The organism is Stenotrophomonas sp. Bg11-02, assembly GCF_002836635.1.
Classification (GTDB): Bacteria; Pseudomonadota; Gammaproteobacteria; order Xanthomonadales; family Xanthomonadaceae; genus Stenotrophomonas; species Stenotrophomonas lacuserhaii.
The window spans coordinates 153,223-167,094 of record NZ_PJAY01000053.1 but is presented as its reverse complement, the minus strand read 5'-3'; the positions used below and the strand labels follow the sequence as shown (position 1 = coordinate 167,094).

Genomic DNA, 13,872 nt, shown 5'->3' with positions numbered 1-13,872 from the left:
TCAAGCAGGATGGCCGGCTTCGTGCGCGAAGGGCCAGCGCATATCCCGGAAGGGGAGGGTGATGCCGGGGGCCCGTCGGCCCGGGCGCCGTACGCCGGGCTAGCAACGGAGCACAACGTCGATGCTCCACCGGCATGGCCTGCGGCGCATCCTCGGGCTCGCCGCGCGGGCGAAGCAGCCCCCCCGCCGTTGCAGCCGGCAGGCAGGCAGGTGGACGCCCGGGGTCGCACGCCGCTGCGGGCGGAGGGGCCAGCAGCGGGGCCGCGCGAAACCGGTACTGCCTTGATCGGCGCCCACCTCAGCCAGGGCGCGCACGCGGTGGCTGGGTCAGCAGCGCGGCCGAGCACGGTCAGTGTGCCGTTCCGTAGTTGGGGGCCGGGCCACCAGGTGACCGCCAGTTGGATGCCGTCTGTTCTGTCGGGCCAGACGCTGCCATCGATCACCCTGCGCGGCAGCACCGAGTCCGCCCAACGGGCGGTGGGCAGCGCGCTGGATGCCGAGGGCCGGCCGGACTTCGGCTCGCTGCAGGTTCTGGCAGCCGACAGCGCAGACGATGACACACCGGGACGCCGCAGCTCCCGCCACGTACCGGAAGATGACGAATGAACGCGCGCCTGACCCTGCTGCGCGACATCGATCCCCAGCAGCTGCGCATGCAGTCGCTGGTGCGGGCGCTGCGCCATGCCGGCGTGGATGCGCCCAGCCGGAAGCCACCGGCAGGGCCCTGTCTGCGATTCGAGCTGGGCTGCCACGACGGCGGGATGGTCTGCCGGGTGGACGCCAACGCCTGGGCAGCCGTGCACCTGACCGGTCTCAATGGTCTGGATTGGTCTGCGATGGATCCGGTGGTGCTGGCCAGCCTTCTCGCCGTCGACCGTCCACTGCAGTTCGCCGACGACATACTTGAATACGAACGCGCCGACGCTCTGCCCATGGTGTGGACGTCGGCGGGGAATGCATCGCTGCCCGTGGTGGCCGCCGCCGAAGGTGAGGTCTGGATCGAATCGCGCTCCGCCACGCTGCCGATGGTGCGACATATCCCATCGTGGCCGGCCGACCTCGCAGTTCCCATCCGGCTGCAGATGGGGGAGGTCACCCTGACGTCGCGCCGCCTGCGCCGCCTGCGGGGTGGCGACATCGTGCTGCTTCCTGCACCCGAGCTGCGTGCGTGGCGTGGCGCCTGCCCGCTGTTTGACTTTCACCTTCATCCGGATTTCCTGACCGTGACTACTGTCCATTCGCCTTTCCGTCCCGCCCCTGAGGGCGCGGTTCCCGCCCTGCATGCCGATCATCACCGCTCACCTGACCTGACTGGCCTGGATGACCTGCCACTTGAGCTGGGCGTGTTGTTGTGCCGCCTCGACATCAGCCTGTGCGAGCTGGCCGACCTGCACGAAGGCAGCGTGGTGGCATTGCCGGACCAGGCCAGCCAGCATGTGGAACTGGTGCACAACGGTCGCTGCCTCGCCATCGGTGAGCTGGTGCAGGTGGGTGATCGCCTCGGCGTCCAGCTGGCGCAGGTGCCGGGGCGGGCATGAGCATCATGCACATCAACAACGATGTGTCGTTGATCGGGATCCTCGCCGCTGCTGCGCTGCTGCCGTTCCTGGTTGCGGTCGGTACCTGCTACATCAAGTTCAGCGTGGTATTCACGCTGATCCGCAATGCGCTGGGCCTGCAGCAGGTTCCGTCCAACATGGTCATCAACGCGCTGTCGTTGATCCTGGCCTTCTATGTAATGCATCCGATCATCAATTCGGTGCAGGCCGCCTATCAAGAGTTGGACCAGCCCTTGACGACGGTACAGCAGACCGCGGATTTTCTGGACGGCAGCCTGGGTGAGTACCGCGCCTACCTGGCTCGCCACGCCGATCCTGAGCTGCTGCGCTTTTTCGAACGTGCGCAGGTCAGCGACGGCGCCGACGTTCCGGCCGCCGATCTGGCCGCCGAACAGCGTTCGCTGTTCGCGTTGCTGCCGGCCTACGCCCTGAGCGAGCTGAAAGATGCTTTCCTGATGGGCTTCTATCTGTATCTGCCATTCATCGTGGTCGATCTCATCGTGTCCAGCGTGCTGCTGGCACTGGGCATGATGATGATGAGCCCGGTCACCATCTCCGCGCCGATCAAGCTGATCCTGTTCGTGGTGCTGGACGGCTGGAGCCTGTTGTCGCAGGGCCTGGTGCTGCAGTACATGGACGTGCCGGCATGAGCGGCCTGCATGTGCGTGCCGCCTGCGCACGGGGCGGGCGGCCATGAACGAACTGATCAACATCGGTAACAAGACCCTGATGCCGGTGCTGCTGTTGTCAGCCGGGCCGGTGATCGTGGCGACCGTGGTCGGGCTGCTCATCGGCCTGTTCCAGACTGTCACCCAGCTGCAGGAGCAGACCCTGCCATTCGGCGCGAAGATGCTGGCCGTGGTGTTGAGCCTGCTGATCCTGCTGGGTTGGATGTCACGCACCCTGATCGACTTCGGCAACCTGGTGTTCGCCCGCGCGTTGGGGGTCTGACCGGCATGATGCTGACCTCGCTGGATAGCGGGCTGGTCCACGCGCTGGGTGAACATGCCGTCCCGGCCACGCTCGGCCTGGCGCGGCTGCTGGCCTGCTTTGCCTGGTTGCCCTACCTGTCCAGCGGCGCTGTGCCCTCGCGCATGGTGCGGGTGATCATGGCGCTGGTGGTGCTGATCGGCCTGTGGCCGGTGACTGAATCGGTGCAACGTCCGGCAGACATGCTGTCGCTGGGGCTGGCCGTGCTGCGTGAAGCCATGGCCGGCACGGTGCTCGGGCTGATGCTTGCCCTGCCTTACCACGTGTTCCACGCCCTGGGTTCGTTGATCGATACCCAGCGCGGCGCGGGCGTCGGCGCGATGCTCGACCCGCTCACCGGCGTGGAGGCCACCGAAATGGCCAACCTGCTGCAGATGATGAGCGCGGTGGTGTTCCTGGTGGCGGGCGGCATGGTGCCGCTGCTGGCGGCGGTGCAGGGAAGCTATGTGCTCCTGCCGATGGGCGGAAACTTCCTGCCGGACCTTCCCAGCATCCACGGCTTCGTGGATATCGTCTTGTCGGCCGCCCTCCGCATGGCCGCGCCGGTGCTGCTGCTGCTGTTCCTGGTGGAGATCCTGCTGGGGGTGATCTCCCGCTTCGCCCAGCAGCTCAACGCGTTCTCCGTGTCGTTGGCGGTGAAATCCGTGTTGGCTTTTGCTGCATTGCTGGTCTACCTCATGGTGACCATGACCGAGCAGGTACCCGTGCTATGGCGCCATTACCCGGCGCTGCGCGGCATCCTGCCGGGAGCGGCGGGATGAGCGCCGGCGCCAGCGAGAAAACCGAGAAGCCGACGCCGCAGCGGCTGGAAAAAGAATCAAGAAAGGGCAAGTCCTTCAACAGCCGTGACCTGCTGGCGGCGGCCGTGCTGTGGGCGGGGATTCCGGCGATGGCGCTGCTGGGATCCCTGATGCCGCTGGCCCAGCTCTACGTGGACAGTGTGCGCGGCGGATTCGTGATGACTCCTGCGGCGGCCGCACTGGCTGCGTTGAAGGCGCTGCTGATGGCGCTGGCGCCGGTGCTGCTGGCATGCACGCTCGCCGTGGTGCTGTGCTCTCTGTGGATGAGCAAGGGGCGAATCGCCAGCGAGGCCATCCGTTTCGATCTGACCAAGCTGAACCCGGTCACTGGCTTCAAGAACCTGTTCTCGATGCGCGTGCTGAAAGACCTGCTGCGCACTGTGCTGTATCTGGTGGCCTGTGGGCTGTTCGCCTGGCTGGCGCTGGGCACCTGGGGCACGGACCTGGTCAGCCAGGTGCACGCCACCGATGCACAGATGGCGGCTGCATGGCGGCACGTGGCGCTGATGTTCGGGCTGGGCCTGCTGCTGGCGCTTGCGCCGGTGTACCTGCTCACCGCGTGGCTGGACCACGTCCTGTTCATCCGCGGACTGAAGATGGAAAAGCATGAGGTCAAGCGCGAGCGCAAGGACAACGAGATCAAGCCCGAGCTCAAGCAGCGCCGCAATGAAATCAACGACGAACTGTCCGCGCAGGTACAGGCGGACACGCGCGGTTCCACGGTAGTGCTGGCCAACCCGACCCACATCGCCGTCGGCATCTTCCTGATGGACGATGACACCCCCATGCCGTTCGTTTCGGTGCGTGAGCGCGGCGCGCGTGCCCGCAAGGTGATCGCGCTGGCCGAAGCCAACGGCGTGCCGGTCGTGCGCGATGTCGCCCTGGCGCGCGCCATCTATTCCAGCACCCGCCGCTACCGCTTCGTGCACGACCGCAGCATCGATCCGGTGATGCAGATCGTGCGCTGGCTGCGCGATGTTGAACGCGCCGGCAAGCCGCCCGACGACGAAGGCCAAACGCCGGACGGCCACCCGAACAAGCCACCTACCGACCCATCCCCAGGAGCATCACATGCCCATTGACCACGATCCCACCGGTTCTCCGCCCTCGCCTGCCGATGACGCAGAAATCACCCGCATGATCCTGGAGGGACTGCGCGAAGGAGCCACCGTAGCCGACCTGAAAGGAGTGAGCCGTGACACTCTGGAAGGGGTCTACGCGATCGCGCATGGTTACTACGAGAACGGCCAGCTGGATGAAGCCGAGGCGTTCTTCCGCTTCCTGTGCCTGTACGACTTCTACAACGCAGACTACGCGCTGGGCATGGGCGCGGTGCTTCACCTGAAGCGCGAACATGAAAAGGCCATTGGCATGTACGCGGTGGCGCAGGCGCTGAACCTGACCGATGACCGTCCGATGTTCCATGTCGGCCAATGCCATCTTGCGCTGGGGCGGTTGGGCAAAGCGCGCGAATGCTTCGAGGCGGTAGCAGGGCGGGCGGCGGGGAGCGAACTCGGCATGCGCGCGGAGGCTTATCTGCAGGCGGTAAAGCAGCAGCGCGACCGGGACGCGGAAACCGCCGGGGATGGCGGGGCCGGACGCTGACCGCCGCCGCCGACCATCCATCGCGCAACGCTCCGGAGGGCTTGCCACGCAAGGGCGGAAACTGAAAGTTGGCGTTGCGCGCCCTCGCGATACTGACCCTGCTGACACCCCCCGACCAGGCCGCGCCCCATGCGCTGCCGGTCGCTACCGCCCGGCAGGGCACTACCGAACGAGGAACCTGCAATGAGCGAGCTTCTGCTCACCATGCCGGCGTACCGCAGCCCCCTGGTGCTGCGTACCACCGGCAAAGAGAACGCCATCCGCGCGGCGGAAGGATTTGGTGCGCGGGTCACCTCCGCGCAGCTGGACCAGGTCCAGGCGGATATGTTTGCCGCGTACGCCTCTGCCCGGCCGCACGCAGGGGGGAGTCCGGGAGGCCAACAGGACCCGGTAGGCCTGCGCCAGCCGGACATGGACAGGATCCGCCAAGCCGCAGGCGAAGATGCACAGCGGTTGACCAACGACGCGCTGAAGACCCTGCTGATGGCCAGGCTGTGGTCCAAAGTAAGCGACAGCAGCCTCGATTCACTACGCCAGCGATGGGACGTGCTTCGGGCTCAACGGGACGCGCGTGCAGCCCAGGCCGGTGCTCTGGCGGCCAGCGTGCAGGCGGCACTGGAGGCGGCCATGGCCGCGCAGGACGCCGCCGATGCCGCCATGGCAGAGCTCGGCGCGCAGGAAGGGGCGCTTGAAGCGGCGCGCCAGGAGGTGGAGCGCCTGCAGGCAGAACTGGACACCATGCAGCCGGATGACCCGGGATATGCAGCAAAGCAGGCTGAACTGACTGCCGCACAGGCAGCGCAGCAGCAGGCACAGGGCCGCCATGAGGCAGCGGCAAAGGCGCTGTTCGAAGCCGCGCAGACACTGGACGGGCGGCTGGGCGAGCTGGATGCCGAGCGCGCCAGGGCAGAAGCCTTCAATGCCGGGCAGCCGCTGGGCGTAGACCCTTCATCGGCGAAAGCATGGGATGCCCAAAGTACGCTGGTGGCGATGATGGGGATGCTTTTCAAACTGATAAACGACGGGATCATCAGTAAACACGAGCTGGATACCGCCTACATCCAAAAGACCATCGAGGCCAGGCACGCGCAGGAGCGCGAGCAGATCCGACAGCGCGATGAACAAATCCAGCGCGCACGCGACGCGGAGAAGAAGACCGGCTGCGCGGGAAAAATACTTGGCTGGATCGGTGCGGCGGTGGGCGTGGTGGCCAGCGTCGCCGCCATCGTGGTGGGTGCGCTGCACGGCAATGTCGCGCTGATTGCCGGCGGGGTGATGGGCATGATGCTCACCATCGACAGCATCGTCGGCATGACCACCGGATTCTCTGTCGTCGGCAAGGCCATCGAGGGGTTGGGCAAGGTAATCGCCAATGCGTTGATCGCCTTCGGCGTACCCGAAGATACGGCCAAACAGGTGGGCGCGATCATGGCCACCGTCGCGGTGATCGTCGCCATCGTGGCGGTGATGATGGTGACCGGCAACATCGCCGCAGCGGGCCGCAGCGTGGCCGGTGGGGTCGGTACCGCGAAGGCCGCGGTCGACTCGACCCTCACTGCGGCGCGCGTCATCGAACAGGGCAGCCGGGTACTGCAGTTTGTCGCGCAGGCCACAGGCGCCATCGGGCAGATCGTGCAGAACGCAGGGCAGCTGGTAATGGCCGGCATGATGCTGGAGGCCGCCAAGCTGTTTGCGGCAGTGCTGGAAAGCATGTCAGGCAACGAAATACTGATGGGCATCATGCGCAGCATGGGCGAGGCAATGGCCCTCTGGTACCGCAGTTCAATGGACCTGATGGTGCAGATGAGCCAGGTCAACGACGACCGTGCCGAAACCGGCCGCCACATCATTTCCCATATCCGCAACCGCGCCTGAGTCCCTTGGCCGCACGTCCGTCTACAGGAATCACTACATGAACATCATTTCCTCGAGCATCACCCCGCAGAGCATGCAGCGCCTCACCCTGCAGGCGTTGCCGAACTCCAGCATGCCAGCTGAAGCCGACGACGCGCAGGCGCAGCGTGCCGCCGACAGGGCCAGCCAACAAGCGGGCCACGCCCTGCTCGCCAGGCGGTCGCGCCAGGCACCTGACCTTCCCGCCCCGACGGCGGCGCCGCTGGGCATGACGCAGCTGCGTGCATTGCTGCCCCAGATGGCTGGCCAGCGCCCCGCCATGGTTCCTGGCGCCACTGCCGAAGCGTTCGTTGCACTGCACCGGCTGGCAGCGCAGGCGACGGCTGGCGAAGCAGCCGGCGAGGCCGACATGCGGCAGGTCATGGCCCAGGCGCAGACGCTGATCGGTCTGATCAGTCCAGATGGACAGCTGGCCTATCCCACTGCGACCCAGCTGCGGGCGCTGGCGGGCCTGGACGGAAACGTGCCCGACGCGTTGCGCTTCGCCGACGAGCTGCTGGGCGACACGCCCGGCATGCGCGAAGTGCTGGAAGAAGCGAGTGCCAACCGCGCGGAGGAGCTGCCGATCCGGATGCAGGCCGACGACCGTCTGGCCTACATCCTGATGCTGGTTGCGGTGTTGATGCGGATGAATGCCGGGCAGCGCGAGCAGGCCGCAGCGATGGTCAACCTGGCCGCCCAGTCGGTGCAGGCAATGGCCGAAAGCACGGTGAGCAGTGCCAAGGCCGCCCAAGTGGCCAAGATCGTCACGCTGTCGGTGGGGGTGGCCACGGCCGGGGCGGGCCTGACACTGGGCGCTGTTGCGATGACCAAGGGCGTGAGCAGCCTGCGAGCCAACAAGGCAGGCGCTGAAACCGCATCCATCGAGGGTAACCAACTCAATCATGCCAACGCAGTGGGCATGAATACCGCTCACCCTGGCGCAGCGGCGACGCCGCCCCAGGTCGCGACGCTGAGATCGGAATCGCAGATCGTGCAGGAGATCGCGACCACCAACAGCACCGCACACGCCATCGACACCACCAAGCTGGGCGTGTTGACCAGCGCCAGCCATGCCGTGGTCCAGACCAGCAACGGCGCAGGCGCGGTGGCCGGCTCGCCGTTCGACCTGGAAGCAGCCGGGCACTCGGTGGATGCAGAAAAGGACCGCCTCAACAAGGATGTCGAACTCGATGTCAGCGGCCAGATCAAGCAGCAGGTGAGCAAGACCAGTGAGGAGGAACGCGCGATGTTCACGCTCTATGCCAACCGCGGCCAGGACAAGAAGCAGGCAGCCGACCACATCATCGGCAACATGAAGCGCTGAAGCCCTCTCTCCTGATCACGGCGCGCCACCCAGCGTGGCGCGCGCCTGCACGGAAAACCCCATGAACAATGAAATGCCGATCACGGCACGCACCTCCGCACTCCGGCCGCCAGTGCACAACAGCGCGGCTCCACCGGTCCCGGTACTGCTTGAGGCTGAGGAAACGCCCGTGCTGCGTTCCTGGACAAGCACATCCGCCGTCCTGGAACACCTGCGGCAACGCGAACTGACCAGCGCCTCGTACACGGCGGAGGACCAGAAGGCGCTGTATGCGCAGGCTGTGCTCAAGGATCAGCTGCAGTGGGAAAAGCAGCAGCGGGAGCTGCTTGACGCCCTGCCGCGAACGGATCGCCAGTTGTTGTCGGCGCTTCTGTCAGTGCCGGAGGACGCTGATGATGCGGCAATCGACGAGTCGCACCAGGCGTTCTTCGCCCGGATCGCCGAACTGCTCGCGCGCCTGGATTCGGAGTGGATCAAGAAATACAGCGGTTTCATGGCCGACTACGTGGCGTTGTTCGCCAAGATCGGTGAGGCCATGAATCTGTTGAGTCAGGGCCTGGGCGCGCCGGACAAGGATGGGAACGTCACCGTCGACTTCGGCAAACTCTACGATGAGCTGGAAAAGATCGCGCTTGAGCTGGAGGCCGCCGGATTCGGCCCCGAGTTCGACACCCATGAAGCGGCACAGGCATTCCTTGATGAACTGGGCCTTCCCGACATGAAACTGGTCGTCCTCCCCAACGGGAAGTTCCAGATAGGCGTCGATCCCTACCTGGTTCGTACGCTGAAGGACCTGTTCCGTGGGATGAACGGCACGAAGCTGAGTGCCGCGCAACTTCAGCAGCTGATGTCCGCCAAGGACACGCTGTTGGAGCGCTTCAACCATCTCAATCGCACTGTGCCGGAAAAATACCAGCGACAGCTGCAGATGTGGGACCAGTTGACGAAGATCCTCAGCAGCAGCATCGATTCGATCACCGAAGCAGATCGAGCCTTCATCCAGGCCTTGGTCGGCTGATAAGGAACATACATACCATGTCATTCGTCGAGCGGATCTCCGCGCCGAACCCCCTCACCCAGCCCCAGCCGAACCCGATCAAGCAAGCAGGTTTTCCACTCGAGAACCTGCGCAATGAAGAGGGCATGGGGCGCTGGTCCAGCCTCACCTCGCTTGCCAGTGAGATGGGAAGCCTTCAGCTCCAATCCGTGATTGACGACGACACCGGCTTCGCCCGCGCGCACCACCGTGCACCGCTTGATCGTATTGATCCCTCTGACATCCACCGGGGCGCTGCCAACGTCAGTGGGGCGCATGTGCAGTCGGTCAGGACCACGCTTGCGCCGTTGATCAACGAGCTGGAGGCGCGGGTCTCCGCGGCCAGCGCCAAGAAGGGAACGGGACCGCTGAACGTAAGTCCGGATCTCTACACCGCAGAGCAGGTAAAGGAAGCAGGGAACAAACGTGCCGCCTGCGCCAGGACCGTGCTGGGCGAAATGGGGGTAGCGCCCGCGGCGATACAGTCCGTGGACAGCAACCGTAGAAGCGCAGGCGGCCGCGCGATCATCGATGCGTGCCGGTTGCTCGCCATGCCAGAGGCCCATGACACCCGGACCAGAGGTCCAACCGAAGCGTTGAGGGCCGCGCTCGCCACGTACATCAAAAAAGCCGATGGCGATTACACCGGAGTCTACAAAGCGTTCGGTGCAGATGCGTACCCGCAACTGCAGAAGCTGGCCGCGTGCGTGGAAAGCAGCATCGCCGCCATAGGACGGGACCGGGTGGAGCAGCGGCTGTTGATCGACATGGCACCCGCCATGCTGGACGTGGCTTCGCGCAAGTATCCGGGCCTGTGTGCCAGCCAGCTGGCGCAGATGCTGCCGGAGATGATGAACCCACAGGCATTCTCCGCCCTTCTTTCCAAGCTGGAAAACTGCAGTGGCACACAGCTGCTGCACATGATTGAAGAGTCCCTGCAGTTTCTCGATCCGATCAAGCAGCCCGACCGTCAGCCGCCGGCTCAAAAACCGGTCTCCCGACCTGCGACCCCTGCCGACCCATTGGATCAGTTGGAGCGGATTGTCGGCATGTTCAAGGGAGTCTTCCCGCCGATCATCAACAACGTCAGCAATATCGGTAACAACAACGGCAACAACAATGGAAACCACGTCGAGCGCTTGAACTACGGACGCAACCGGTCACGGGACGATGTCGTACGTTTGGCGTCGATCGAGGAGCCGGTAGCGCGTGTGCCAGCGCCCACCCAGCGCAGCCAGGCCGAGCAGGCGCTGCAGGTCTTTGCCGAGGAGGCCGATACCCTGGATATCGGCAACACTACGCTGCAGCCGATCCCGATCGAAGACGCCGAAAAGCAATCGACGGCGCAGCCGGCGAAGGAAGAAACAGACGAGCAGATACACAGGAAAAAACTCGCCCAAGTAATCGAACAACTCAAGAAGGTTCAGGCAGATGGGAGCGCAACAGCGAACTTGAAGCGCGTGACGCAGGAGCTGAACCAGGTCCGGAAGCCGACCGCCAGTACGGTTGGAGACGACCAGGGCGCTGGGGACCAGGGCAGGGCAGGAAGCAGCGCTGCGCACAGTGAACTCATCATGGCCCCCGATGCTGGCCGCAGCTACTACATGGACAGGCCCAACCCGTACATGATGGGGGCGATCCCGCCCGGTGCGAACGCGCGCTCGCGCTTCAGATTCGGCGCTGAAAACCTCCGCAACAACGTATCCAAAGACGGGAATGACGGCGCCGAAGCCCAGCAGAACGAGGTCGTCGGCGCAGACGGTGAGCGTAAGGCGGAACTGGTGAAACTGGCCGCACCTTCACGGAGCGGTGGCGTGGTACGCAACCGCTTCGGTGAGGAATTCCATGCCGCCCTCACGAAAATCCTGGCCAGGGAGGAGCCTCGGTGATCACCCAGCTGATTGCCATGGTCACTGGCACCATCGGCGCCGAAGACATCCGGCCCGGCGACCGGCTGCATGAAGATCTCGGCATGGACTCCCTGGAAATGGCCGACCTGCTGAGCTGCGTGGAAGATGAGTACGGTGCGGTGATCACCGCATCGATGCTGGCGGACATCCGCACCGTGGCCGAGCTGGAATCCGTCGTCCGGCGTGCAGCATGCGCGTAGCAATGGGCCGTCCGCTGGCATTGGGTATGTTGCTCGGTGCCAGCGGGACACTGCATGCGGCCGGCTTTCATGCGGGCTTGAATGCACGGGGTGAGCTGATCGTATCCGATCAGCCCGCCACCGGATTGATTGCCTTCGATCCCTACGCCAGGCGGATGTCCCATCCCGCGGACCGCGGCCCACGCGCGCGCACCGAGCCGCTGGACAGCCTGCTGGAGCGTGCGGCGGCAGAGAGCGGGGTGGACCGCGCCCTGCTGCACGCGGTGGTGCAGCAGGAGTCCGCATTCAATCCGCGGGCCGTATCGCCCGCCGGTGCAGTCGGCCTGATGCAGCTGATGCCCGCCACGGCGCGGCGCTTCGGCGTCCGCGATCGGTTTGATCCGGCGCAGAACCTGCGCGGCGGTGCGGCCTACCTGGCCTGGCTGCTGACCCATTTCAACCATGATCTCGACCTTGCCTTGGCGGCCTACAACGCAGGGGAAGGCAGCGTGCACCGGCATGGCAATCGGGTGCCCCCGTTCGCCGAGACGCAGGCCTATGTGCAGGCTGTGAAACAGCGCTACGCGCAGTGATTGGCAGGGCCACAGGCTGATCATTTACAACTCTGCTGATATCGGTATCCGGAAACCCCGCAGAGAATGATCAGCGCCAACCACGGCACGTCATACTCTGTTGAACCGCCCCATGTCGTATGTGCTGAAAATCCTTGCCGGTACGTTGAACGGCGTCGAATACTCCGTGTCCGGCCATGAAACGGTGTTCCATGTGGGTCCGCAGGAAGACCTGGCCAATGGACGCGCCGCGCGCCTGTTGGCGGCCGCGGACAATGCCTACTTCATTCCAGCCGATTTGCCGGTAGCGGCCTTTGCCGTGAGGGTAAGCGCTGACGACGGTACGCTGCAGCTTGGCGAGCGCGCGGTAGAGCAGGCCCCCTGGGCATGGCGACCCTTGGCGCTGCAGCGGCCCGTGCAGGCGGCAGGCATCCACTTTGCCGTGCGTGGAAAGCAGGCGGCATGGTCGCCGGAGATTCTTGCCTTCGTGCCTCCTGCATTGCCGGTTGAGTATCCCCCGCATCGAGCAAACCGGGCCGGATCGCGCAACCCTCATTACCGCCCGGCGCTTTTGCTGGGTATCGTTGCGATGCTTGCCGTCGCCGTCGGGGCGGCCTGGTTCTACTGGCAGCATCAACCTGAAGCGCGTGTGCGTGGCCTTGCCACCGTGCTGGCCAACGCGCCGGCGGACTATGTGATTGCCGCAGGCGATGACGGACGTCTGTATGCCTTCAGCGACAGCGCTTCGGCGCGCACCTGGGGCGAGCGCGCAAGCCGGCGGGCACAGCGCCGCAACGACGTGCACCTGTCGCGCCGTGAGGAAGCGGCGCGGCTTGAACGAGCGCTCGTCGCGGCGGGGCTGGATGTGGTCATCGTGCGGTTGCAGGATCCGGGCAAGCCGGAGGTCGTGCTGAGCGGCCAGCTGACAGACGCACGCCGCGCCCACGCCGGCACCGTACTTGCCGCGCAGGCGCCCTACCTGAAACAGGCGCGGGTGTCGGCCATCAGTGACCAGCAGCTCATTGCGCTGGCGCGGCAGGAGTTGCGGGTGCTGGGCATAAGCACCCGCACCGAACCGCGCGGGCAGCGGGTCAGCATCGTCAATGACGTATTCCTCGACGATGCAGGCCTGAACGCAATGGCCGGGGCCGCGCGTGCCTTCCACCAGCGCTGGGGCACGCGTCGCATCAGCCTGGCCCCACAGCTATGGGATGACCTGCTGCAGGGACGTTCCTATCGCTATTCCCCCGGTCAGCTGCTTTCCGCCGGCGGCGGGCGCTGGGATTACGCGCGTGATGCGACGCGCCAGCAGGCACCTTGAGTCCACCCTGAAACCACGGAGAAGAAACATGAGCGAAATGAACGCACCTGTCCAACCCACCTATGGATGGGGCGACCTGCCCGATCCGGGCGGTGACGGCAGCCAATGGGACGGCTGGATATCCAACCACTCCAAGTACTTCGATAAAGGCGTGAATGATCTGAAGGACGCGCTTGCGAAGGCATTCGAGGCATTGAGCAAGAGTCCCAGCGATCCCACCAAGCTTGCCGATTACCAGAGCGCGCTGTCCGAATACAACATGTACCGGATGCTGCAGTCCAACTCCACCAAGAGCCTGAGTGACCAGAGCAAGGCGGTCATCCGCAACCTGGCCTGAGTTTCCCGGCCCGCGTACTGCGCGGGCCGCCCTCCGCCGCAAGGAACCCCCATGATCACACTCCCGCCGATTTCCGCTGACCTGCTCGACATCACATCCGAAGGCGGCCTGCCGGTTCCGCTTTCAAGCCGCTTCAACCAGGCCGCAGCCGAAGGCTTCATATGGAGCGGACAAGAACGTACCGCGCTGCTGGCGGCGTCCAACGACCCGGCCGTGGCCGGCGACCCAGACCAGCTGGCCGCGTTCCAGACGCGCCATCAGGAGTACACCCTGGCGGTGGCCTTCAGCTCAGCCGTGGTCAGCCATCTGACCAAGGGCATCGAAACCCTGGTGAAGAGCTGAG

15 protein-coding genes and 1 pseudogene are annotated in these 13,872 nt (G+C 65.1%); all 16 read left to right on the top strand.

Annotated features, from left to right (window positions below; translation table 11 throughout):
- Positions 1-402 precede the first annotated feature (402 nt).
- The 16 genes and pseudogenes from CXG43_RS08000 (at position 403) to sctI (ending at position 13,871) form a co-directional block, all read left to right on the top strand.
- Complete coding sequence (locus tag CXG43_RS08000; protein WP_101099476.1) at positions 403-606, top strand: hypothetical protein; 204 nt, start codon at positions 403-405, stop codon at positions 604-606.
- The gene (locus tag CXG43_RS07995) at positions 603-1,538 is read left to right on the top strand and encodes a FliM/FliN family flagellar motor switch protein (protein WP_101099475.1); all 936 of its coding nucleotides are present in this window, start codon (positions 603-605) and stop codon (positions 1,536-1,538) included. The genes CXG43_RS08000 and CXG43_RS07995 overlap by 4 nt, the downstream gene beginning before the upstream one ends.
- Positions 1,535-2,209, top strand: coding sequence for an EscR/YscR/HrcR family type III secretion system export apparatus protein (locus CXG43_RS07990; RefSeq protein WP_269801217.1), 675 nt, complete (start codon positions 1,535-1,537; stop codon positions 2,207-2,209). The genes CXG43_RS07995 and CXG43_RS07990 overlap by 4 nt, the downstream gene beginning before the upstream one ends.
- Before the next feature lie 43 nt (positions 2,210-2,252).
- Complete coding sequence (gene sctS / locus CXG43_RS07985; protein WP_101099474.1) at positions 2,253-2,510, top strand: type III secretion system export apparatus subunit SctS; 258 nt, start codon at positions 2,253-2,255, stop codon at positions 2,508-2,510.
- Between the two features lie 5 nt (positions 2,511-2,515).
- On the top strand, positions 2,516-3,310 hold the full coding sequence (gene sctT, locus CXG43_RS07980; RefSeq protein ID WP_101099473.1) for a type III secretion system export apparatus subunit SctT: 795 nt from the start codon (positions 2,516-2,518) through the stop codon (positions 3,308-3,310).
- Positions 3,307-4,431: an EscU/YscU/HrcU family type III secretion system export apparatus switch protein gene (locus CXG43_RS07975; protein ID WP_157825138.1), complete on the top strand. Its 1,125-nt coding sequence runs from the start codon at positions 3,307-3,309 to the stop codon at positions 4,429-4,431. Before sctT ends, CXG43_RS07975 begins: the two co-directional genes overlap by 4 nt.
- On the top strand, positions 4,421-4,954 hold the full coding sequence (locus CXG43_RS07970; protein WP_198551352.1) for a SycD/LcrH family type III secretion system chaperone: 534 nt from the start codon (positions 4,421-4,423) through the stop codon (positions 4,952-4,954). The genes CXG43_RS07975 and CXG43_RS07970 overlap by 11 nt, the downstream gene beginning before the upstream one ends.
- A 183-nt stretch (positions 4,955-5,137) precedes the next feature.
- Positions 5,138-6,829, top strand: a complete 1,692-nt coding sequence (sctE, locus tag CXG43_RS07965) for a type III secretion system translocon subunit SctE (RefSeq protein ID WP_198551353.1) — start codon at positions 5,138-5,140, stop codon at positions 6,827-6,829.
- Positions 6,830-6,866: 37 nt separating this feature from the next.
- On the top strand, positions 6,867-8,174 hold the full coding sequence (locus tag CXG43_RS07960; RefSeq protein WP_101099470.1) for a hypothetical protein: 1,308 nt from the start codon (positions 6,867-6,869) through the stop codon (positions 8,172-8,174).
- 61 nt (positions 8,175-8,235) lie between these two features.
- Positions 8,236-9,192 carry an IpaD/SipD/SspD family type III secretion system needle tip protein gene (locus CXG43_RS07955; RefSeq protein ID WP_101099469.1) on the top strand — a complete coding sequence of 319 codons (957 nt, stop codon included), beginning with the start codon at positions 8,236-8,238 and terminating at the stop codon, positions 9,190-9,192.
- 17 nt (positions 9,193-9,209) lie between these two features.
- Entirely contained in the window at positions 9,210-11,099 is a 1,890-nt protein-coding gene (locus CXG43_RS07950) for a hypothetical protein (RefSeq protein ID WP_101099468.1), read from the top strand.
- Positions 11,096-11,320, top strand: coding sequence for an acyl carrier protein (locus CXG43_RS07945; RefSeq protein WP_101099467.1), 225 nt, complete (start codon positions 11,096-11,098; stop codon positions 11,318-11,320). The genes CXG43_RS07950 and CXG43_RS07945 overlap by 4 nt, the downstream gene beginning before the upstream one ends.
- A 221-nt stretch (positions 11,321-11,541) precedes the next feature.
- A pseudogene (locus tag CXG43_RS19405) lies at positions 11,542-11,892 on the top strand (lytic transglycosylase domain-containing protein); the annotation flags it as partial.
- A gap of 112 nt (positions 11,893-12,004) precedes the next feature.
- Positions 12,005-13,192, top strand: a complete 1,188-nt coding sequence (locus tag CXG43_RS07935; protein WP_101099466.1) for a PrgH/EprH family type III secretion apparatus protein — start codon at positions 12,005-12,007, stop codon at positions 13,190-13,192.
- Positions 13,193-13,220: 28 nt separating this feature from the next.
- Positions 13,221-13,529 carry a type III secretion system needle filament subunit SctF gene (gene sctF, locus CXG43_RS07930; protein WP_223181718.1) on the top strand — a complete coding sequence of 103 codons (309 nt, stop codon included), beginning with the start codon at positions 13,221-13,223 and terminating at the stop codon, positions 13,527-13,529.
- Positions 13,530-13,580: 51 nt separating this feature from the next.
- A complete protein-coding gene (gene sctI, locus CXG43_RS07925; RefSeq protein WP_101099465.1) occupies positions 13,581-13,871 on the top strand; it encodes a type III secretion system inner rod subunit SctI in 291 nt (96 codons plus the stop codon).
- Position 13,872 lies beyond the last annotated feature (1 nt).

What these genes read in the sequence shown, in the direction of transcription:
- CXG43_RS07990 (WP_269801217.1), top strand. Translation starts at nt 1,535, where the DNA reads ATGAGCATCATGCACATCAACAACGATGTGTCGTTGATCGGGATCCTC.
- sctF (WP_223181718.1), top strand. Translation starts at nt 13,221, where the DNA reads ATGAGCGAAATGAACGCACCTGTCCAACCCACCTATGGATGGGGCGAC.
- CXG43_RS07950 (WP_101099468.1), top strand. Translation starts at nt 9,210, where the DNA reads ATGTCATTCGTCGAGCGGATCTCCGCGCCGAACCCCCTCACCCAGCCC.
- CXG43_RS07995 (WP_101099475.1), top strand. Translation starts at nt 603, where the DNA reads ATGAACGCGCGCCTGACCCTGCTGCGCGACATCGATCCCCAGCAGCTG.
- sctT (WP_101099473.1), top strand. Translation starts at nt 2,516, where the DNA reads ATGATGCTGACCTCGCTGGATAGCGGGCTGGTCCACGCGCTGGGTGAA.
- CXG43_RS07970 (WP_198551352.1), top strand. Translation starts at nt 4,421, where the DNA reads ATGCCCATTGACCACGATCCCACCGGTTCTCCGCCCTCGCCTGCCGAT.
- CXG43_RS07935 (WP_101099466.1), top strand. Translation starts at nt 12,005, where the DNA reads ATGTCGTATGTGCTGAAAATCCTTGCCGGTACGTTGAACGGCGTCGAA.
- CXG43_RS08000 (WP_101099476.1), top strand. Translation starts at nt 403, where the DNA reads ATGCCGTCTGTTCTGTCGGGCCAGACGCTGCCATCGATCACCCTGCGC.
- CXG43_RS07955 (WP_101099469.1), top strand. Translation starts at nt 8,236, where the DNA reads ATGAACAATGAAATGCCGATCACGGCACGCACCTCCGCACTCCGGCCG.
- sctS (WP_101099474.1), top strand. Translation starts at nt 2,253, where the DNA reads ATGAACGAACTGATCAACATCGGTAACAAGACCCTGATGCCGGTGCTG.
- CXG43_RS07960 (WP_101099470.1), top strand. Translation starts at nt 6,867, where the DNA reads ATGAACATCATTTCCTCGAGCATCACCCCGCAGAGCATGCAGCGCCTC.
- CXG43_RS07975 (WP_157825138.1), top strand. Translation starts at nt 3,307, where the DNA reads ATGAGCGCCGGCGCCAGCGAGAAAACCGAGAAGCCGACGCCGCAGCGG.
- sctI (WP_101099465.1), top strand. Translation starts at nt 13,581, where the DNA reads ATGATCACACTCCCGCCGATTTCCGCTGACCTGCTCGACATCACATCC.
- sctE (WP_198551353.1), top strand. Translation starts at nt 5,138, where the DNA reads ATGAGCGAGCTTCTGCTCACCATGCCGGCGTACCGCAGCCCCCTGGTG.